Origin of the sequence: Paenibacillus sp. LjRoot56 (genome assembly GCF_964253335.1) — a bacterium.
GTDB classification, from domain to species: Bacteria; Bacillota; Bacilli; order Paenibacillales; family NBRC-103111; genus Paenibacillus_E; species Paenibacillus_E allorhizoplanae.
The window spans coordinates 734,741-755,148 of sequence record NZ_CAXURV020000003.1 but is presented as its reverse complement, the minus strand read 5'-3'; the positions used below and the strand labels follow the sequence as shown (position 1 = coordinate 755,148).

General features: G+C 47.2%; 16 protein-coding genes and 1 pseudogene. 16 read left to right on the top strand and 1 reads right to left on the bottom strand.

Annotated elements, in window-relative coordinates:
• Nucleotides 1-282: 282 nt before the first annotated feature.
• The 4 genes from ACSQ8O_RS22425 (at nucleotide 283) to ACSQ8O_RS22410 (ending at nucleotide 9,379) form a co-directional block, all read left to right on the top strand.
• Entirely contained in the window at nucleotides 283-1,245 is a 963-nt protein-coding gene (locus tag ACSQ8O_RS22425) for an ABC transporter permease (RefSeq protein ID WP_436243436.1), read from the top strand.
• A 9-nt stretch (nucleotides 1,246-1,254) separates the two neighbouring features.
• Nucleotides 1,255-2,130 (top strand): carbohydrate ABC transporter permease, encoded by an 876-nt coding sequence (locus ACSQ8O_RS22420; protein WP_436243435.1) that lies wholly within the window; start codon nucleotides 1,255-1,257, stop codon nucleotides 2,128-2,130.
• Between the two features lie 63 nt (nucleotides 2,131-2,193).
• On the top strand, nucleotides 2,194-3,783 hold the full coding sequence (locus tag ACSQ8O_RS22415) for an extracellular solute-binding protein (protein WP_436243434.1): 1,590 nt from the start codon (nucleotides 2,194-2,196) through the stop codon (nucleotides 3,781-3,783).
• A 211-nt stretch (nucleotides 3,784-3,994) separates the two neighbouring features.
• The gene (locus ACSQ8O_RS22410) at nucleotides 3,995-9,379 is read left to right on the top strand and encodes an OmpL47-type beta-barrel domain-containing protein (RefSeq protein WP_436243433.1); all 5,385 of its coding nucleotides are present in this window, start codon (nucleotides 3,995-3,997) and stop codon (nucleotides 9,377-9,379) included.
• A 151-nt stretch (nucleotides 9,380-9,530) separates the two neighbouring features.
• Here the strand turns inward: ACSQ8O_RS22410 and ACSQ8O_RS22405 are convergent, their stop codons facing one another.
• Nucleotides 9,531-10,430, bottom strand: a complete 900-nt coding sequence (locus tag ACSQ8O_RS22405; RefSeq protein WP_436243432.1) for a LysR family transcriptional regulator — start codon at nucleotides 10,428-10,430, stop codon at nucleotides 9,531-9,533.
• A gap of 143 nt (nucleotides 10,431-10,573) precedes the next feature.
• Between ACSQ8O_RS22405 and ACSQ8O_RS22400 the strand changes: the two genes are divergently transcribed.
• The 12 genes and pseudogenes from ACSQ8O_RS22400 (at nucleotide 10,574) to ACSQ8O_RS22345 (ending at nucleotide 19,976) form a co-directional block, all read left to right on the top strand.
• On the top strand, nucleotides 10,574-11,788 hold the full coding sequence (locus ACSQ8O_RS22400; RefSeq protein ID WP_436243431.1) for an acetyl-CoA C-acetyltransferase: 1,215 nt from the start codon (nucleotides 10,574-10,576) through the stop codon (nucleotides 11,786-11,788).
• Entirely contained in the window at nucleotides 11,785-12,480 is a 696-nt protein-coding gene (locus ACSQ8O_RS22395; protein ID WP_436243430.1) for a CoA transferase subunit A, read from the top strand. The genes ACSQ8O_RS22400 and ACSQ8O_RS22395 overlap by 4 nt, the downstream gene beginning before the upstream one ends.
• A 27-nt stretch (nucleotides 12,481-12,507) precedes the next feature.
• Entirely contained in the window at nucleotides 12,508-13,170 is a 663-nt protein-coding gene (locus ACSQ8O_RS22390) for a 3-oxoacid CoA-transferase subunit B (RefSeq protein ID WP_436243429.1), read from the top strand.
• Nucleotides 13,160-13,963, top strand: a complete 804-nt coding sequence (locus tag ACSQ8O_RS22385) for a 3-hydroxybutyrate dehydrogenase (RefSeq protein ID WP_436243428.1) — start codon at nucleotides 13,160-13,162, stop codon at nucleotides 13,961-13,963. The genes ACSQ8O_RS22390 and ACSQ8O_RS22385 overlap by 11 nt, the downstream gene beginning before the upstream one ends.
• 24 nt (nucleotides 13,964-13,987) lie before the next feature.
• Nucleotides 13,988-15,526: a tannase/feruloyl esterase family alpha/beta hydrolase gene (locus ACSQ8O_RS22380; protein ID WP_436243427.1), complete on the top strand. Its 1,539-nt coding sequence runs from the start codon at nucleotides 13,988-13,990 to the stop codon at nucleotides 15,524-15,526.
• Between the two features lie 206 nt (nucleotides 15,527-15,732).
• Nucleotides 15,733-16,107, top strand: coding sequence for a hypothetical protein (locus ACSQ8O_RS22375; protein ID WP_436243426.1), 375 nt, complete (start codon nucleotides 15,733-15,735; stop codon nucleotides 16,105-16,107).
• A gap of 30 nt (nucleotides 16,108-16,137) precedes the next feature.
• Complete coding sequence (locus ACSQ8O_RS22370) at nucleotides 16,138-16,380, top strand: hypothetical protein (RefSeq protein ID WP_436243425.1); 243 nt, start codon at nucleotides 16,138-16,140, stop codon at nucleotides 16,378-16,380.
• A 41-nt stretch (nucleotides 16,381-16,421) separates the two neighbouring features.
• Nucleotides 16,422-16,697, top strand: a complete 276-nt coding sequence (locus ACSQ8O_RS22365; RefSeq protein WP_436243424.1) for a hypothetical protein — start codon at nucleotides 16,422-16,424, stop codon at nucleotides 16,695-16,697.
• Between the two features lie 322 nt (nucleotides 16,698-17,019).
• Nucleotides 17,020-17,166, top strand: a pseudogene (locus ACSQ8O_RS22360) (beta-galactosidase trimerization domain-containing protein); the annotation flags it as partial.
• 14 nt (nucleotides 17,167-17,180) lie between these two features.
• Nucleotides 17,181-17,330 (top strand): hypothetical protein, encoded by a 150-nt coding sequence (locus tag ACSQ8O_RS22355; protein ID WP_436243423.1) that lies wholly within the window; start codon nucleotides 17,181-17,183, stop codon nucleotides 17,328-17,330.
• 10 nt (nucleotides 17,331-17,340) lie between these two features.
• Nucleotides 17,341-18,825, top strand: coding sequence for a sialate O-acetylesterase (locus ACSQ8O_RS22350; protein ID WP_436243422.1), 1,485 nt, complete (start codon nucleotides 17,341-17,343; stop codon nucleotides 18,823-18,825).
• 329 nt (nucleotides 18,826-19,154) lie between these two features.
• Complete coding sequence (locus ACSQ8O_RS22345) at nucleotides 19,155-19,976, top strand: SGNH/GDSL hydrolase family protein (protein WP_436243421.1); 822 nt, start codon at nucleotides 19,155-19,157, stop codon at nucleotides 19,974-19,976.
• Nucleotides 19,977-20,408: the final 432 nt, after the last annotated feature.

Genomic DNA, 20,408 nt, shown 5'->3' with positions numbered 1-20,408 from the left:
TTTCACGTTACAATGGTTTCACCGATACGTCGGAACGTAACGGCTCGTTAAATTTCGGGAGGAAGACATCTAATAGGTGTTTTCCTTTCTTTTATAGTGAAGAGCCGCTATTAGAACAGTACGGGAAAACCGCACTCCGGGGTATGAAGTACACGAGAGATCACAGGTATTGTACATGAAACCTTGGATTCTGGACATTTACGTTCCGCTTTACAGGGTGTTAGAGTTTTATTGCAAGGCAAGCAAGCGTTTGCAAACATAGAGGAGGAGAAGGAGAAAGAGATGGAACAAATCAACCAGAAATTGTCCACCCGTTACACTGTCCGAAGGAAGAGTCCGGCAGCGGTCCTCATGAAGGCGTTGATCCAGGACCGCTTCCTATATATGCTGCTCATTCCATTCCTTGCATGGTACGTGCTTTTTGAATACATGCCCATGTACGGAATGCAGGTTGCCTTTAAGGATTACAAGCTATTTAAAGGAATTTCGGGCAGCGAGTGGGTCGGTTTTAAGCATTTTCAGGAATTATTTACAAACCCGTATTTTTGGAGGCTTTTGAAAAATACTTTCATCATCAGCTTTTATGGACTGCTTTTTTCGTTTCCGGCGCCTATCGTGTTGGCACTGCTGCTTAATGAGGTGAGGCTGGGCCTGTTTAAGCGGATTGTACAAACCCTTACTTATCTGCCCCACTTCGTATCTACTGTAATTATCGCGGGGTTGGTCACTAACTTTCTTGCCCCTACCAACGGGCTGTTCAACCTGATCCTCGATCAGCTGGGTTTTGACAAAATCTACTTTTTGACCAGAGCGGAATACTTCCGAACAATCTTCATTTCCTCAAATATTTGGAAGGAAGTTGGTTTTGGTTCCATCCTGTACATTGCCGCTTTGTCCGGCATTAATCCAGAGCTGTATGAGGCGGCGGAGATTGACGGGGCCAACAAATGGAAGCGGGTACTTCATGTCACTCTGCCCGGTATCGCGCCAACCATTACTATCATGCTGATCCTTAAAATCGGCAGTCTGCTCAGTGTCGGCTATGAATACATCATCCTATTGTATCAGCCTTCCACGTATGCCACAGCCGATGTCATCAGCACATATGTATATCGGACTGGCTTGCAGGAGGGGCATTATGACTTTGCCACAGCCGTCGGATTATTTAACTCTGTGGTATCGCTGACGCTTGTTTTTCTGGCGAACAAGGTATCAAAGCGGATTTCGGAAACTTCGTTATGGTAGGTGAAGCATATGAATAAATTATCCAACGGGGAAAAGACATTTAACGTATTCAACTATTTGTTTTTATCGCTGCTTGCTTTCGTCACCCTGTATCCTTTCTGGTATGTATTAGTATCTTCCTTGAGCGCAGGTGAGGCAGTTTCGCATGGCAAGGTGTGGTTATGGCCCTCAGGGCCGAACCTGGAATCTTATAAAAAAGTCATCCATTACGATGGAATATGGGTCGCCTATGCCAATACGCTGTTTTACACAGTGGTTGGCACGGCGGTGGATCTTGTTTTTACAACAATGGGAGCGTATCCGCTTTCGAAAAAACGGCTTTTAGGCCGGAAGCCCATCAATATCTTCATCACCTTTGCCATGCTGTTTGGAGCCGGACTGATTCCGGTTTATCTGAACTTTCGCAATCTGGGTCTTATCGACACCCGACTGTCGTTGATTGTCGGATTTGCCGTGAGTACCTTCTATGTGTTCATTCTGCGCTCCTTCTTCAGTTCGATTCCAGAAGAAATGGAAGAGGCAGCCAGAATCGACGGAGCGGGCGGTGCCCAAATCCTCCTGCGGATCTATTTGCCTCTGGCTAAGCCGGCCTATGCAGCGCTGGGATTATTCTATGCAGTGGGGAAGTGGAATGGCTACTTCTGGGCCATGGTGCTGCTGCGAGACGAGGATAAGATTCCCTTGCAGGTGTTGTTGAACAAGCTGGTTGTCCAGATGAAGGCAAGCGACCAGATGCTGGGCATACAGGATGTAGGGTCCAGCATGACTCCGGAAACGGTGATCTATGCTACCATCATTGTGGCGGTACTGCCGATCATCGTGATTTACCCCTTTATTCAAAAATATTTTGTGAAGGGGGTGATGATCGGCTCAGTCAAAGGATAAGTAAATGCGTGATGGGTCATGCCGTTGGTATCAGGAAAGATAATAAAAGGGAGGATAAAAGACATGGTTACAACAAAAAAAATTGTTTTCGGAGTAACAGCAGCTGCCTTGCTGGCAGCATTTTCGACAGGTTGTTCCTCCGACCAGCCCAAGAGCAGCGCTTCGGCAAGCCCTGTGGCGAGCCAATCTGCTGCCCCGGAGGCACTTGCTAAGGCTAGCAATACCCCCATTGAGGCTACAATCCATATGCATTATTTCGGTAACCGGGTATTCGACGACAATTGGCCGGTTTTCAAAAAGGCGGCTGAGCTGACGAATGTAAAGTTGAAGGGAACCGCGTCCAAAGCCTCCACGAACAGCGATGAAGTGTACAATCTGATGGTGGCGGGAGGCAATTTGCCGGATATTATCCAATTCTATGATGGCAAGCTGAAGAAACTGGCCGAGGATGGAGGCTTGCAGCCGCTCGATGAGCTTATTGAGAAGTATGCTCCACACATTAAGAAGTATTTTACGGACAACCCGTTAATCAAGCAGGCAGCTTTGAATACGGACGGGAAGTTGTATATCATTCCATATGTTCAAGGTGGACTGGTGCAGAAGGGCTGGTTTGTCCGCAAGGATTGGCTGGATAAGCTTGGGCTGCAGCAACCGAAAACTGTTGATGAGCTGTATACGGTGCTGAAGGCGTTTAAAGAAAAGGATCCTAACGGAAACGGCGCTGCGGATGAGGTTCCATATTTCAACCGGGACAACCGGTACGGCATCTATGATTTGCTGTCGCTGTGGGATACGCAAATGGGGCTATACAGCAAGGACGGCAAGAGAGTATACGGCCCTCTGGAGCCACAATTCAAAACAGCCGTAACCACCCTTGCCAAATGGTATAAAGAAGGCCTGATTGACAAGGAAATCTTCACACGTGGCGGCAAAGCGCGGGAGATTCTGCTAGGCGACAATAAAGGCGGTCTGACCCACGACTTCTTCGCCAGCACGGCCAATTATAATACCAGTCTGAAGAGCAATGTGCCGGGCCTCAATTTTGTGCCTATTGCGCCTCCCGCAAGTCCCACAGGCGTCATAAAGGAATATACGGTCCGGAGCCCTTATCCTAATGGAGCCACCATAAGCTGGGGAATTTCCTCCCATACGAAATACTCAGTGGAACTGATCAAATATTTCGACTTCTGGTTCACCGAGGAAGGAAGCAGGCTGATGAACTTCGGCGTGGAAGGCCAGACGTATACGATGGTAAACGGCAAGCCACAATTGAATGCCGATATTCTGACGAAGCCCAGCGTGGCGGATGAGCTAAACAAGATCGGGGCTCAGCAGCAGATCGGCTTCGCGCAGGACTATGAAAACGAAAGACAATGGACTAACGAGATTGCGCTTAAGGGCATTGATGAATATATCAGCAAAAACTATATTGTTCCCCCTGCACCTCCTGTAACAACCTTGAGTGAGCAAGACAGACAGACCAACAGTAAACTGTCGGGGCCTCTGGCGACTTATGTCGAGGAAACTCTGCAAAAATGGGTGCTGGGAGCAGAGCCGATTGAGCCCAACTACGACAAGTTTGTTGCCAAGCTGAAGGAACTGGGGGCAGAGCAAATTGTCGCCATTATGCAAGCGGCGGCAAACAAGAAATAGCAGCAAAGCGATTAGAATTATACTGATACACCATGGCGCTCAGGGGTAACATTCGGGGCGACATGGTTGTAAACAGTTGAGATCGAACTTCAAATCACAATTAACAATGGAGGGGATGGTTGTTTATTTTTGAATACGAACACAACGTTGTTAAGTCCTTCTTCCGAATCGTAATACCAACATTGTCTTAAAGATAAGGGGATGATCGAACATGCATCAAAATTTGAAACGGATTATCAGTGTATTCCTGGTCGCTGCAATGATGTTAGGACTTGCTCCGCTGGGGTTCCTGGATCCATTAAAAGCTTCTGCTGCCGTACCGCTTGAAGTCAATCGAACACTGTATCCTACGGAGGACACCTACATTGATGGCGGTGTTCCAACTTTGCCGGCAGGCGAGACGCAAGATAGCATGCAAGCCAAATCTTTTGGCGGAAGCTCCGTCATTGGACTCTATGGATACAATGACACTTTTACCGCAACGAATGAACTAAATCATCGGATCGGATTCATGAAGTTTGATCTGAGACAATTGGGCGACTATGACAAAGCGGTTCTTCGTATGTATTGTACAACAAATTGCACAACAACTTCGGATCGTTTTGTAAGCGCGTACAAAATATCGGATGATGCATGGAATGAAAATACACTAAATTGGGACAACCGGATAGAGTTTCCCCTGGGGACTACAACTGCATACTTGAACTCCATTTTGCTTACCAAAACATGGGTAGGCAACGGTGCCGGCTGGTACGAGTGGGATCTAACTGATTACATCAAGTCCCAGCAACAGACAGATGGGATTGCTTCCATCGCTCTTCGGTCACAGAATCAGAAGGTTTACTTCACAAGCAGCAACACTACAACCGTGGCAAACCGTCCATACCTCTTTATCACTACCGATCGGAACGCTCCTGTATCAACCGGAGCTAAGGTCAGTGGTGAAAATACTGTCATCGGTCTGCAATACGACGAGCCGGTAGTCAACAATCTGGCGAATGCATCTGCGTTGAAAGCCGCGGTTACCATGGATGTATACGGAACGGGATTCCAGCCCTTGGCGACGAATGACTCCGTGACGATAAGCGGCAGCGACGTAACCGTCGCACTGGGGAGCCGGTTAGCCGTTCCAGGCGCCAAAATCCGGGTGGCTGCGGGAGCGCTGAAGGATGCTATGGGAAATGCCACAGCCGAGACTACAATTGCGCTTCAGTACGATGCGGCTGCACCGGTATTAAGCCGTTCGGAGATTGGAAATTTGAACAAGCTAGTCACTCTGGAATTCGATGAAGACGTGATAAACAGTCTGGCTGATGCCGCTGCGCTTAAGGCAGCTGTTACCATATCCAAAGCGGATGGTTCCTATGTGCCCCTTGCAGCAGGAGATACCGTAACGTTGAGCGCCCGTCAGCTTGTCCTGGCCTTCGGGCAGGCGATCCCGGATGGGACGAACATCCGTATTGCAGCAGGCGCTCTAAAGGATGCGGCAGGTAACTGGTCAGAGCTTGTGAACGCAATTATTCATCTTGATTTTGAGCCGCCTGTCTTTCAAGGAGCCAGCTTGTATGCCGTGAATAAAAGAGTGAGTCTTCGGTTTAACGAATCCCTTGTAGCTGCGACGACGAACTTGAAAGCTGCGGTAACCATAGACCGGGACGGTAACGGCTACGTTCCTCTCGGTACCAGTGACAGAGCGCAGTTGAGCAACAACTCCCTGATCCTGGATCTGCAACAGGAAGTTACCGACCAAGTACGGGTCAAGGTCGCTGCAGGTGCTTTGAAGGATGAATTCAACAATGTGCGGACTGGCGTATCGGAGACGGAGTTATTGAAATCCAGTCTGCCTGCTTACAATTATCCAGGGTTTCATACGGACGTGGTTGAGAAAGCATTGACACTGAATATGAAAACGCTTGCTGATCGGGGAGTGCTCAACGCGGAATACAGGAAATTCACGGTGCTTGCAACGGAGCTTGCCCGTGGAGACCGGAGTCCGGATATCGTTCAGGCATTCACCGGCGCTGTCCGGAAGATGGTCACGGAATATGACTATGTGCCGGATGTATTCGGAGGACTGGATGCAAGGAGCAACATCTACTTGACCTATGGGCTGGCGCTGGTATGGACGCACCAGGATATTATGAATCTGTTCACAGAGTCGGAGAAGAGCAAGCTGGTTACCTTCTTGAAGGCGGAGCTGGTTTCCAGCGCTTATGTACTTAGCAGCAAAGGTCCCTACAAGCCAAGATCAAGCGGCGCAAGCCGCCCGGAGATGGATGGCGGGACGAACAGCTGGCCCCATACTGCTCCGAACTATATGGAGCCTCTCTTCGGAGTGATGTTTTCTGCTCAGATGATCCTGGGGCTTGCCCAGTCTGATGATTGGCTCAGGACTTACAATCACACGAATTTTATTTCCGAACTTGATGCCAAGGGGTTAACACGTATTCATGACGCCTTTGTCAAAACGGCGGCTACCGACATCAATCTTGTGGTCCGTAATGCGTCTTGGTATTATACGAATTCTGATGGCAAAACCGTTACGATGAAACAGCTTCTGGAGGATCCGATACAGGTCTTCTCGGTGATGGAGCAGTTCAACTTCGTGCATCCTGCCGAAGAGGGCTATTATATGGGACAGTTGGGAATGTCCAAGGAATTCCACTCCAGCGATTCCGGCGGTAACCGTGAGAGCTCGGTCTATTCCAGGCTCGGAATCGATCCTGCTTTGTTAAATCGGAGCTTATTCGAATACTATGGGTATTTGGATAACACCTCTTATCCGGAGGCCAAAGAACTTATTGAACAACGGCAACAGATAGGATTGGACGATTATTATACTAAAATGGTCAACGGCTTCTTCACGGTATCTTCCACCAGCGCGAAAATGTATTACGCGGACAATGATTTGATGACTGACTTTACGGTTGCACACGGATTGGTTGACCTTCCCGCGTGGAATGATACCTTCAATTATGATCTTGCCGCCACAGATCCGGCGCTCAGTCTGGAGAGTAAGTGGAATGTGCGGGGAGGCAGCTGGGCTCCGCAATATAAGACCATTGTGCCTTACAATATCAAGAAAAGCGCAAATACCAAACAACCGACCGGCCTGACCGACCCGTCGGAGAGAGTGCTGAAGCTATCCGGTATGACCGATAACTCGGTGGTCTATTCGAAGATGAGCTTCAAGGATATCAGCTATATGGCATGGCTCCAGTTCAACGCTGCCAACGAAGTGGGCTTGCTCGGAAGGGTTGTGGATGACACTCACTACTATTCGATGGCCTACGACAATACAAGGAAGAAGATCGCCATCAAGAAGCGCAACGGCGATACCGTGACGACACTTGCGGAAGCGACGTATGCCCTGGATGCCAATCGTTCTTACCGCTTCGAGGTTGATATGAGCGGAGGAAATCTGAAGCTGTCCATCAACGGCAATCTCCTGCTTACTGCAACCGATACCGAGTATGCGCAGGGCGGAATCGGATTCATGGGACGGCAAAGCGACGCGTACTTCGACGCAGTGGTGGTGAAGAATCTGGCGCCTACGCCGCCGGAGCTTCAGTCCATTGTCATAGGAGATGGTGAACTCACGCTGAACTACTCCAAAATCCAGGATGCTGTAAGCTACAACATTCATTACGGATCCGAACCCGGACACTATACACAGGTCTTGAACACCAGACGCCCTCTAACTACGACTGTTCCGGATCTCGTCAACGGTACGAAGTACTATTTTGCAGTCTCTTCTGTCACCCCGGACGGAGAGAGTGGACTATCCAATGAGATGTCGTTAACGCCTTTGAAAAATACAACGGTGCAGCCTACAGTGCTAGGAATTACACCGTCAGGTAATCGCCTGGTTGTAAATTTCACCACGGCTCCAGTTAATACAAGCTACATCATTCAATATGGACTGTCCTCAGGGGTATATACTTCCAAGATAGAGGGAGTGACGTCCTCTGGCTACGAGGTGCCTATTACTTTTTCAGAGGAGCCTTATTACTTCACGGTAACGGCGGTGAATGAGACGGGCAAAAGCCAGCCATCCAACGAAGCAAGTGGTCAAGCGAGTGCCGCTTCATTATACATGGATAACTTCGACGCAGGGTATGGAGGGAATTGGGCTGTCAAGACAGGATTCAGCTGGTTGAATACGGGGCAAATCCGGTCCATTAACTCTGGACTCAGCCGAACATACCTGGCCGCAGGATTCCATTGGCGAGATTACTCCGTTTCGGCAAAGGCCAAATACACGGGTACCTCGCTGGAGCAAATATTTGTCACGGGCAGGGTTACCGATATTAATAATTATTATTACGCCGGTTATTACACAGGCGAGTACGTGATATATTCCAAGGTAGGTGGAACACTCACCAAGTTGGCATCCGTCCCTGCGGGAGTCATTAAGACTGGTGATGAGATACTTTTGCGCGCTGAATTCACAGGTACTCGGATCCGGCTCTACGTGAACGGCAATTTTATGGTGGAGGCAATTAATTCGAGCCTGCCGGAAGGAACGGCCGGCTTAATGACTAATCGTACGGAGGTTGCGTTCGACGAAATGGTCGTATCCGCAATATCTCCAATCTCGGCATCCTTGAATCCCGCAGCGACAGACGGGCTTGACAGTTGGTATACGGTTCCGGTTACCGTAACGATAACGACCTATGGCAGCGCAGAATATAATGTGAACGGCGGGGATTGGATCCCTTACACGGGCTTGATTCCAGCCTTCGGAGAAGGGGTTTATACGGTCGGTTATCGCAGCACGGGTCAGGCGGACAATGTCGGGCAAACCCAAACCATCACATTTAAGGTAGATAAAACGGCGCCTGTAACAGACGCGACTGTAAATCCCGGAGCGCAAAACGGCAGCAACGGCTGGAGCGTACTTCCGGTGACAGTCACCTTAAGCACATACGACAACCTCTCGGGTGTTGCCAAGACGGAGTACAGTCTGGACGGCGGGAGCACATGGCAAAGCTACACGAATCCGGTCACAGTTAACCAAGATGGCAAGTATACGATGAGTTATCGTTCGATGGACAACGCCGGCAATGCGGAAGCGGTGAAAACGATCAACTTCAATTTGGATTTGACTGCACCGACGATTACTATATCCGGTGTGACGTATGGAACGCTCCTTGATTCCATGAATATTACTCCGATCCTTACGCTTAGTGATAACTTGTCCGGCGTGGACAACAGCAAAACGACGGTCACCTTAAGTACGTATGGCGTTCAACAACCCATGCAGCAAGGAGCTACCGTTTCGTTATATACGCTGCCGCTTGGTTCACATACCTTTATTGTCACGGCAAGTGACTTGGCGGGGAATACGAGCACCCAAACCGTCCTGTTCCAGACAACGTCTAGCATCCAATCTATGCAAGATTTAGTCACACGCTTTACGAGTATGGGATGGATCGATAACGCAGGGATCGCAAATAGCCTGCAAAGCAAATTGGCTGAGAATAATTTGGCTGACTTAGTGAATTTTGTGAAAGCACAAAGCGGAAAACACATTGCAAGCCAAGCCGCTAGCTACTTGCTCAGAGATGCCCAATATTTGTTAAACGAGAATTAATAAGTCCAGTGGGCAACATGCTATTCACAAAAGTGCGTTAATCGCAGGCAATATATGACGTAGGTATGATTAAGAGTCCCGTTTTTGTTGGATATTTTAAAAAGATATACAAGGAGGCTGTCCTTAATTGCTATGGGCAGCCTCCTTGTATTCATATCATGTTCCGCTGTAGCCATACCCATTCTCTTATAAACTGGATCCATCCTTTCGCCGCATGGGAAAGGTAATGGTGTTTACTCCATATGATAGCAAGATCCCAACTGATATGGGGAACCGTCTTCGGAATGACTTTGACAGATTCGGTGTGTATTCTTCCTGAAACTGTCTCCGGCAGCAAAGCGATGCCTAATCCCACCCCTACCATTTCACTAATTAGATCCCATTGAGAACTTTCATAAGAAATAATAGGCTCGAACCCTTCTCGAATGCACGCCTCTCGAACTCTGTCGTTAAGTGAGAACCCCTCCTTGAACAAAATAAATGATTCGTTACGTAACTCAGATAAATGAACAATTTCTTGATTGGCGAGAGCGTGATTCGAATTCACAATTAACGAAAGTTTGCGTTCAACCAGAGGAATGAAATCAAATTGACTTTCGTCTACAGGAAGTACGACCACTCCCAAATCAATTTTTGCATCGCGTAAAAGTTGTTCAACTATTTTTCCCCCTTCCTCAATCAGGTGAAGATGAATGCCAGGGTATAGGTCTCGAAACTTTGCAATAATATGCGGAAAGAAGCTAACACCAATTACAGGAGGGAGCCCTAACGATAATTTTCCCTTCTTTAAAAGCTTTCCGTCATTCAGGGATACTTGGAGGTCATCAGCCATCGATAATGTTAAATGGGCAAATTTTAGAAAAATGTCACCGTCATCTGTCAATTGAATATGCCTTGTTGAGCGGTTAAACAATATAACCCCTAATTCGTCTTCAAGGTTCTTGATAATCTTACTTAAAGTGGGCTGTGTAATATGCAGGGTCTGAGCCGCTTTTGAAATACTGGCATGCCGCACCACTTCAATAAAATAGCTCATGTGTTGAAAATCCATCCTTAATCTTCTCCTATATATTCGATTTTGGAATAAATCTCATTCATTTTTATCATTTTACACATAAATTGTTGTGCTGTACACTTTAATGTAAGCGTTACATCTATTCGTTGTAATTACTATTTCAAGGAGATGACCATCATATGTATGAAACCGAGGTTGCAATTGTAAGTGCAGCCCGAACACCGATAGGGAAATTTAATGGTGTATTCAAGGAATTTTCAGCCATTCAACTTGGGGCAGCTGCCATTCAAGAAGTAATGCGACGTGCGAACATAGAGGCTTCTTTGGTTCAAGAAGTGCTGATGGGCAATGTCCTGCAGGCGGGCCTTGGCCAGAATCCGGCAAGACAGACATCTCTATTGGCAGGGTTGTCCACCGAGATACCCGCTACAACGATCAATCAAGTATGCGGTTCCGGGCTAAAGGCCATTCAATTGGCGTATCAATCCATCCGAAGCGGCGAGTACGATTTCATCGTAGCTGGCGGAATGGAGAATATGAGTCAAGCGCCGTATTTGCTCAAAGGAGCACGGACTGGATACGGTATGGGTGAGCAAGTTCTGGTTGATAGTATGATAAAAGACGGCTTATGGTGCGCGGAGAATGATTATCATATGGGAATTACAGCTGAAAATCTGTGTAATCAATACGATTTGGCGCGAGAAGAGCTGGACCGCTATTCCCTCGGAAGCCAAAGAAAAGCCGCAGCAGCTGTTGTAGAGGGAAGATTTAAAGACGAAATTGTGCCAGTACACGTGCCAGGGAGAAAAGGAAGTATCATAACCACAGACAGCGATGAATATTTGCGACAGGACACAACCATGGAAGGACTATCTGCACTGCGCCCAGCATTTATGAAGGACGGGAATGTTACGGCCGGCAATTCTTCCGGCATTAACGATGGAGCAGCTGCGTGTTTATTGATGAGCCATGCGAAGGCACAATCCCTTGGGATTCGTCCAATGGCTATTATTCGTTCAAGCTCGGTTGTAGGAGTAGACCCTGCTATTATGGGAATCGGACCGATTCCAGCCACCGAACAAGCTTTGAGAAAAGCTGGATTGGCAATAAAAGATATTGATTTAATTGAAGCAAACGAGGCGTTCGCTGCGCAATCGCTCGTTTTTTCGAAACATTTCGAATTGAACGACGACAAACTTAACGTCAATGGCGGAGCCATTGCCCTTGGACATCCGATTGGTGCTAGTGGAGCAAGAATTGTAGTGACCCTTCTTTATGAGATGATGCGCAGAGAATCGAGATATGGATTAGCTACGCTGTGCGTCGGTGGCGGGCAAGGTATTTCCATTATTGTTGAGCGTTGCTTATATGAACAGGAGGGGGAGGTAAAATGAAAAGCATATTAACATCGTTTGCAGATGCGGTTGCGGAAATAAAAGACGGGGACTCTCTCATGGTTGGCGGCTTCGGACTGGTTGGTATTCCTGAAAATCTGATCATGGCCCTTGCAGAAAGCGGGAAGCGGAATTTAACGATCATTTCCAACAACTGCGGTGTCGATGATTGGGGACTGGGGCTTCTGCTGCGTAATAAACAGATTAAGAAAATTATTGCCTCTTATGTCGGCGAGAATAAAGAATTCGAACGCCAACTCCTATTGGGGGAAATCGAAACAGAGCTTCTGCCGCAGGGAACGCTGGCGGAAAAAATAAGAGCGGGAGGCGCTGGAATTCCTGCTTTCTATACCCCAGCAGGAGTGGGGACTCTTCTTGAGGAAGGACGGGAAACTCGAGTTTTTAACGGCAAAACCTATATGATGGAAGAATCATTAACAGCAAATTTTAGCTTAATTCGCGCAGCAATTGCAGATAAGAATGGGAACTTGACATACAATAAAACGGCAAGAAATTTCAATCCGATCATGGCTGCAGCAGGACGCAAGACTATCGTGGAGACGGAGCAGTTGGTTGAAGTAGGGCAACTCGATCCTGAAAATATTCATACTCCGGGTATTTATGTGCAAAGCCTAATTGTCGGTCAGCAACAAAAAAGAATTGAAAAGATGACCTTCAGCACTGAGTTATAACATAATAACTGCAAAAGGAGAAAAACGATGAAAGAATGGTCCGTTCGTGAAAGAATTGCCATCCGTGCAGAAAAGGAAATTGAAAGCGGATTCTATGTAAATCTTGGTATAGGCATTCCCACGTTGGTAGCCAATTATATTCCTAGCATTAAACAAGTCATGCTTCAATCCGAGAATGGGCTGCTTGGTATCGGGCCTTACCCTAAAAAAGACCAAGTCAACCCTGATCTGATCAATGCCGGCAAAGAAACTGTAACAGCAATTTCGGGAGCCTCTTATTTCGATAGCTCTGATTCATTTGCCATGATAAGAGGTGGGCATATCGATTTGGCCATTCTTGGCGGGATGGAAGTATCGGAATCCGGAGACCTTGCCAATTGGATGATACCTGGCAAGATGATCAAAGGAATGGGTGGCGCCATGGACCTTGTTCATGGCGCGAGACGTATCGTCGTCATTATGGATCACGTGAATAAAGAAGGCAAACCGAAAATATTGCGCCACTGCAGTCTGCCTTTGACTGGCAAAGGGGTCGTTAATAGGATCATTACGGATCGTGCGGTTATTGACGTTACCTCGCAGGGACTTATGCTGATGGAAGTGGCCAAAGGTTACACATGCGACGATATTCAAGCAATGACAGAACCATCGCTCCGCATGGCGGAAAACCTGGTGTTGAATGCTTATTAACAAGGAGGCGAAGTTAGTGGTGCAAGATCGGGTCGTTCTGATTACAGGCTCTGCCAGGGGAATCGGCTTTGAAATCGGGAAACGTTTTGCCGAGTCGGGTGCTAAAGTCATATTAACGGATAAGGATCGCGCCGCTGTAGAACAATCTGCGGAGCATCTTCGTTTATTAGGATTGGATGTTCATGGCGTAAAATTGGATGTGACGTCGGAAGCGGAAATCGCTGAAACTATTCACCACATAGCGTCCGAGTGGGGAAGATTGGACATACTGATCAATAATGCCGGTATGCAGCATGTATCTCACATTGAAGATTTTCCAACGGAAAAATTTGAGCAGATGATAAAAATTATGCTTACGGCCCCCTTTTTAATGATTAAGCTGGCTATTCCAATTATGAAAAGACAACGGTTCGGGAGAATCATTAACATTTCATCGATTAACGGATTAGTAGGCTTTGCAGGCAAATCTGCTTACAATAGCGCCAAGCATGGGGTCATCGGACTGACAAAAGCCGTTGCCCTTGAGACTGCCGCATACGGAATTACGGTTAACGCGCTTTGCCCCGGCTATGTGGATACGGACCTGGTAAGAAATCAATTGAAGGATGTAGCGGCTCTTCACAACACATCGTCTCAGATGGCGTTGGAGGAGATTATCCTGCCTTTGGTCCCACAACGCCGTCTGCTGGAGGTGAATGAAATAGCGGAATATGCCTTGTTCCTTTCCAGCGAGCATGCAAAAGGAGTGACAGGTCAAGCTATTGTCATTGATGGCGGATATACTGCACAATAGCAGTTATTGAGGAGGAGAGTAAGAATGGAAGATATACTAAAAGACGTCCATATAGAAGGGGGCACTGTTACAAATGTTCAATTTGTGACTGATGGATGCTTTACCTTGCCGGATGGTAGAATCATAAGCGACTTGCCTGCATTTTGCCGTGTTGTTGTCAATTTGAAGCCAACTCCCCAATCAGACATCAATATAGAGGTTTGGTTACCTCAAGAGATATGGAACGGAAAATTTCTCGGCACGGGCAACGGAGGGGGCGCCGGTTTCATCAATTATACGCCTCTTGCATTTGGAATACGGCGCGGTTATGCAACTGCTAACACAGACCTGGGCACGTCCCCTAATGCCAATACTTTAATTGGCCAGCCCGAACGATGGGCGGATTTCGGTCATCGCGCTACACATGAGATGACTGTGGCGGCGAAGGAGATCATTCAAGTATTTTATGAAAGATCAGCCTCATACTCATACTTCATTGGATGCTCGACTGGCGGCCAACAAGCATTAATGGAAGCTCAACGTTATCCGTCTGATTATAACGGAATTATTGCTGGTGCTCCGGCTAACAATCGCACACACCTGCATACCGGGTTTCTATGGAATTACAAAGCTATGAATCCAACGCCGGGGAGAACAATTTTAACGAAAGAACAAATAGATTTCATTACACACACGGTGGTCAGGCAATATCAAGGAAAAGATGGCGGTGCTCCGGGCGATAACTTTTTAACGGATCCTAGAAAATGCAATTTCGATCCTGATACGATTCCCAATTGTAACGGGGGAGATTACAACAATGGTCTTACAAGTGAGCAATTATCCGCACTGAAGCAAATTTATGCAGGACCAACCAATCCAAGAACGGGAGAACGGATATACACGCCTCTTCCTTACGGAAGTGAGAATTGCGCCGGGGGCCTAGAGTTACAACAAGATCCCGAAAAGCTGCCGCAGTCGCTTTTATACATGTTTAAATGGGTGTTCGGCGCCGATTTTGATTACACAAGATTTGATTTTGACCGCGATCTGGATACATTGAATGAAATTTTAGCTCCGATTCTAAATGCTAACAATCCCGATTTAAACGAGATGAAGAAATTCGGTGGGAAAATCTTGATGTATACAGGGTTGTCTGATCCGCTTGTCCCTTATCAAGATGCGCTCCATTATTATGAACGGGTGATTCAAGATCAGGGGGGACTAGCCCAAACCCAAGAGTTTTTTCGGTTTTTCCTCGTGCCGGGGATGGGACACTGTGGTGGCGGTCCGGGGTTAAACGATATCGGTCTCGGTGTTTTTCAAAGCGTTGTTCCAAGTAGCGAGCATGACGTTTTCACCGCGTTAGTTGAATGGGTCGAGCATGGAATAGCACCGGATAAAATCATCGCAACAGCGTTTAAAGATAACTTTGCTCCGAATGGGATCAGCTTCCAGAGACCTATCTATCCATATCCTAAGCTTCCCGAATATGTCAGTGGGGACCCGAATTTACCTTCTAGCTACCAAGGCGTTGATCATGAACGAGGCGGAGTTTTGACACCCGCTGAAAGATATCTTGTATAGTTGAACATTACATTAAGATGCTTACTTAGTTCTTCGACGCGGTAGGGCACGTCTCGATTCGTCGCATGCCGCAGAAGTCTATTATGGCCAATTTCAGGCACCCTATTCCGTAACACCGAAAATGATTGGGACGGATCTTACTGAAATTACTAATAGAGAAGCTTTCAGCACTCTATCGAAAGCATTCGGAGGTTGTTCGAATCATCTTGCCTTACGATTGGAAAATTATTTTCATGGATGCAGAAGGCAATCAAGTTCCGCTGAAGCCGCATAAATTACCACAGCGTCGATATCTGGCTTACGGTTCATCCATTACGAATGGCGGTGACGCCGTGCGTCCCACCGGATCTTACGCGATGCGTATCGCCGATCTTCTTGGCGTGGATTTATTGAATAAGGGATTCGCAAGTAGCGCACATATGGATCGAGCAATCGGTCATCATATTGCGGAGTGCGCTGACTGTAAGTATTCGAGTACATCGTATTCTTTGCTTTTGCAATCATTCGGAAACGATAATCGTCCTTCCATTTTCGCCAGTTCAGGGAAATGGAGGGCGTTTTCGTATAACATTACATTTTAGAATCTGTAAGAAAGAAAAAGCCGAGGGCAAATGAAGCCGTCGGCTGGAAGTTTCTATGGATTACCCATTATTTCCATTTTTGTATCGACGGAGATGGGCTTTATAAGCTTTCACAACAAATTACTGCCCGCTTTCCTATTCTTGATTTTATTCCCGACCATAGGGACGACCGTTACGTACAGTGTCTACAATCTCTCGGCAGGTGCAGTATTTGACCCTGTAACTGCGAAGTTCTCTTGGACGCCTCAGTTTAAGTCCGGAGCATATCCATAGCGATTCGAGTAAGCGACGGGCAATTAACAGACAGTGAGAGCGTGGTTATCACAGTTTACGATGTGAACGCAGAGGACCTGGTCGCGGAGAGTATCAATTATATCGTCTTCCAGATAGATACGACTATCCATAACAATTTGACTTTGAAGCTGAAGGCGGTAGCAGATTCTTTGGAAATTGCAAACGCTGTCGCTGCGATCAACAAGCTCCATGCTTTTGAAAATAGCGTAGAAGCCCAAAGAGGGAAGAAGCTTTCCCAGGAGCAGGTGGATAAATTAATCAGTACGCTACAACGATCGAATATGTCATTGGCTTGAAATAGACTAAGTGAACAATATTCGGAAGGGAAGACTACAAGGGGCGGTTTTGGGAATTAGGCTTATTTTGTAAAAAAATTTCAAGTCCTGTCTAGAACAGACGCCCAGTGAGTTCAGAAAAGAATCACATGTCCAACTGATAGCTATTCGCGCCCCTTTCCTTCTTGAGGAGAGGGACGTTTTTTACAGCTGGTAGCGTAATTTTGTACAAGAGGACACTAAATCTGTTTCTTACTCGCCTCACACTACGATGGTATGATAAAGATGCGTTCAGAAAAAGAGAACATCTACTGCAGGGATTGATCTATCCATGGATCATTCGCTGGACCGTTATAAGCTCGTGATCACCCCCATGCTGTATATGTTGAAGCAAGGGACGGCCGAACGGCTCGAGGCATTCGTCCGTTCAGGAGGCACGCTTGTTATAACGTATTGGAGTGGAATTGTTGACGAGAACGATCTCTGCTTTCGAAGGAGGAAAGGTTGGATGGCTTAGCGGGACCGTATTCGGTGTCGCTGATGTGCGATCTAATTCATACCGAGACAGCGGTGGTTCTTGCGGTTGAGCCTTCCGGCATATGGATGCAGGGTTTCATTAGAGAAGGAAATGGAACGGGCACGGGTGTCCAATAAAAAAGGGGAGATGGTCAGATTGACTCTCAATCAAACGGTTTTGTCTGTGCCCAAGTTGTTCAGTGATCGAATGGTAATTCAACAAGGAGAGCCTGTCACGGTATGGGGGAAAGCGGCAGCTGGCGCACGGGTGACGGTACGGATTTCCAGGCAAGTTAAACAATCTGTCGTTACACCTGAAGGCGAATGGCTGTTACAGCTAGATCCGCTTCCCTATGGAGGCCCTCATACCATGCAGATAACGAGCGATGGGCATATGATTACACTATCTGACATTTATGTAGGGGAGGTTTGGGTGTGTGGTGGGCAGTCTAACATGCAGTGGAGTTTGGCAAGAACGACTAATTATGAGGTAGAGCGGCAGGCTGCCAACTATCCCGGCATACGCTTTTTCAACGTACCCATTACCAGCTCGGACAGACTTGAGGACGATTTTAAATCAGGCGCTTGGAGCGAAATAAGCCCGGATACGGCAGGCGAAGCAACGGCGGTAGGCTACTACTTTGCCAAATTGATTCACGAGACGTTGAAAGTGCCGGTCGGTTTTATCCACGCGTCGGTAGGCGGCACAGAAGCTTCTTCATGGATTAAGCGCGAAACGCTTGAGTCCAATCCCGAACTAGCCTACCTCATTCGCAGGTATAAGAAAGAGGCCGTGGCAAATATTGATCTCCAAGAACAGTACAACGAACGAGAGCGGCTATACAAACAGTTTGCCGAAATGGCGGCTCAGTTTGAACAAGAGATGTTGCCGAGTAATGAAATGATTGGTGCCCCTTTAATGGGTCCGGCGCACCCTAGACGACCGGGAGCACTGTACAACGGCATGATCTTCCCTATTCAGCCATATACGATCAAGGGCGTATTGTGGTATCAAGGCGAGAGTGATGCCGGACGGACTCACCTGTACCCTGAGCTGCTGCGTGCCTTGATAAAAGAATGGCGGAGCGGGTTTCGAAAAGCTGACCTTACTTTCCTCGTCGTCCAGCTCCCTGGGTTTGGACACGGCGAGAATTGGCCGCTTCTGAGGGAAGCACAACATATTGTCGTAAAAGAAACAAAAGATACTGGGATGGTTGTTACACTAGACGTAGGGGAATGGGGAGACGGTCATCCTCCCAACAAACAGCCAGTCGGCGAGCGGCTTGCTCTATTGGCCAAAGCGACAGTTTACGGCGAAGACATTATTTACGAAGGACCGACATGCACCTCAGCCGTTTCATCCGGAGACGGTAAAGTCAAGCTTAGTTACAACGGAAGAAACAGCCCTAAAACCCTCACAGGAGTGGTTAAAGGATTCGAAATTTGTGGAGAAGACGGCGACTATTATAAAGCTGGTGCTATCATTATCAACGAATCTCAAATCGTTGCATTCAGCCCAAGGGTAGCCGAGCCTGTCGGTGTTCGCTACGCGTGGGCAGCTTATCCTGACGCCAATGTAACGAACAGAGAAAGACTTCCAGCGTATCCGTTCAGGATGGACGTCACCCGTTAGATAAGCTGGTTAATAGTGATACGATTATGATGTATGCACCGACGTAATTATCGTTAAGATACGTAGTTACTGTATCCGTTGTTGTTTGCTCCGCTTGTTCAGGAATGATTACTGCCTTTGTTGTTAAAAGGAGAGTGTAAGACATAGTCATGAAAATATGTCCGCAAGAGCTTTACCGTAACACTCACATCCGCAATGCAGTCGGAATAACAGAGATGGATCATGGATGGCTTCCGAGAAGATTCACGGAGGAGCAACTAAAGGAGTATTCAAAACAAGAACTCCACAGGATCAGGTCGGAATGTACCGCAGGAGTAAGTTTGGACTTTATGACGGATTCCCCTTGGTTGGAATTGGACTATTCGTTAGCTAGAAGTTTGAGGGAGTATGCTTTATTCGATGTTTATTTGGATGGAGCTTGGTTGGGGGCGTATCAATCCGAGCAGTTGAGTGAAAACCGCCCTGATACAATTCGTTTGAATTTATATGAGTCGCTTGGCCAGAAGCAGGTGAAGCGAGTTACCATCTATCTCCCCCATAGTGCAATCGTCCTTCTTCTCGAACTGCGGCTGTCGAATCAAGCTCAAATGTTCGAGGCATCGGTTCATTCTAGAAAGCTGCTCTGTATGGGCGATTCCATTACTCAGGGCATGGTTGCCAAACGTCCTTCCTTAACTTATCCCGTTCAACTGTCCCGAGGACTGGGCATGGAACTTCTGAACCAGGGAGTAGGCGGTTACATCCATAATGAACAGGTTCTGGACGGAGCGCTTCCTTGGAAGCCGGATTTGATTACGTTGGCCTATGGAACCAATGATTGGACTCAAGCTGAAAGCTTAGAGCAATTCGTGTCCAACTGCCAATCCTTTTATGATAAGCTACGTCTCCTCTACCCGGATGTGCCTATTATCGCTTGGACACCATTATGGAGAGCGGATTGGGAGAAGCCGAGGAATGCCTGCGGATTTTTAGAATTTGCTGCAGTTATGGAGAAGATCGTAGCTTCCTATGATCGGGTACAGGTTTTGAAGGGGATGGAACTGATGCCGCATGACCCTGCATTGTTTTTGGATGGGGTGCATCCGACAGATGAAGGCTTTCAGCGGTTGTCGACCAATTTATTGACTTTGATTTCCGCTGACTATTCATGAAAAATCACGCATCTTCAAGGAACGGGGAACTTCTGGAGCCAGTCACCGGTAGGACTGTCCCGGTGGAATCCGCATTCATTTTCGATCCCGAAAATAAAAGGTAAAAGTAGCCGAAAGGCCCCAAAAGCCGAAACGTTGCGGAATTGGAAGCATGCTTCAGGGAGACTGGACGGAACATCGGCGGAGAAAAGCTGGTATTGCCTTCATATGGGTTTCGGATATTTATACGGGTAGAACAACATAATTAATTTCGAGATTTGCAGCGAAATACGATTCGTTAATAAGGGACCTCCCCAGCGTCGATTACCGATTATCTTCAATACTTAACGGTCAAAGCAGGGCGTGTGGTACTGCGGATCTTTTATCTTGTATAGTTGAACATTAGAACATTACAGTAAGATGCTTACTTAGTTGATTACTATTAGACAAGAA

Bases quoted from the DNA above. Each gene is read 5' to 3' on its own strand.
- ACSQ8O_RS22425 (WP_436243436.1), top strand. From the start codon at position 283: ATGGAACAAATCAACCAGAAATTGTCCACCCGTTACACTGTCCGAAGG.
- ACSQ8O_RS22420 (WP_436243435.1), top strand. From the start codon at position 1,255: ATGAATAAATTATCCAACGGGGAAAAGACATTTAACGTATTCAACTAT.
- ACSQ8O_RS22415 (WP_436243434.1), top strand. From the start codon at position 2,194: ATGGTTACAACAAAAAAAATTGTTTTCGGAGTAACAGCAGCTGCCTTG.
- ACSQ8O_RS22410 (WP_436243433.1), top strand. From the start codon at position 3,995: ATGCATCAAAATTTGAAACGGATTATCAGTGTATTCCTGGTCGCTGCA.
- ACSQ8O_RS22405 (WP_436243432.1), bottom strand. From the start codon at position 10,430: ATGGATTTTCAACACATGAGCTATTTTATTGAAGTGGTGCGGCATGCC.
- ACSQ8O_RS22400 (WP_436243431.1), top strand. From the start codon at position 10,574: ATGTATGAAACCGAGGTTGCAATTGTAAGTGCAGCCCGAACACCGATA.
- ACSQ8O_RS22395 (WP_436243430.1), top strand. From the start codon at position 11,785: ATGAAAAGCATATTAACATCGTTTGCAGATGCGGTTGCGGAAATAAAA.
- ACSQ8O_RS22390 (WP_436243429.1), top strand. From the start codon at position 12,508: ATGAAAGAATGGTCCGTTCGTGAAAGAATTGCCATCCGTGCAGAAAAG.
- ACSQ8O_RS22385 (WP_436243428.1), top strand. From the start codon at position 13,160: ATGCTTATTAACAAGGAGGCGAAGTTAGTGGTGCAAGATCGGGTCGTT.
- ACSQ8O_RS22380 (WP_436243427.1), top strand. From the start codon at position 13,988: ATGGAAGATATACTAAAAGACGTCCATATAGAAGGGGGCACTGTTACA.
- ACSQ8O_RS22370 (WP_436243425.1), top strand. From the start codon at position 16,138: ATGAAGCCGTCGGCTGGAAGTTTCTATGGATTACCCATTATTTCCATT.
- ACSQ8O_RS22350 (WP_436243422.1), top strand. From the start codon at position 17,341: ATGGTCAGATTGACTCTCAATCAAACGGTTTTGTCTGTGCCCAAGTTG.
- ACSQ8O_RS22345 (WP_436243421.1), top strand. From the start codon at position 19,155: ATGACGGATTCCCCTTGGTTGGAATTGGACTATTCGTTAGCTAGAAGT.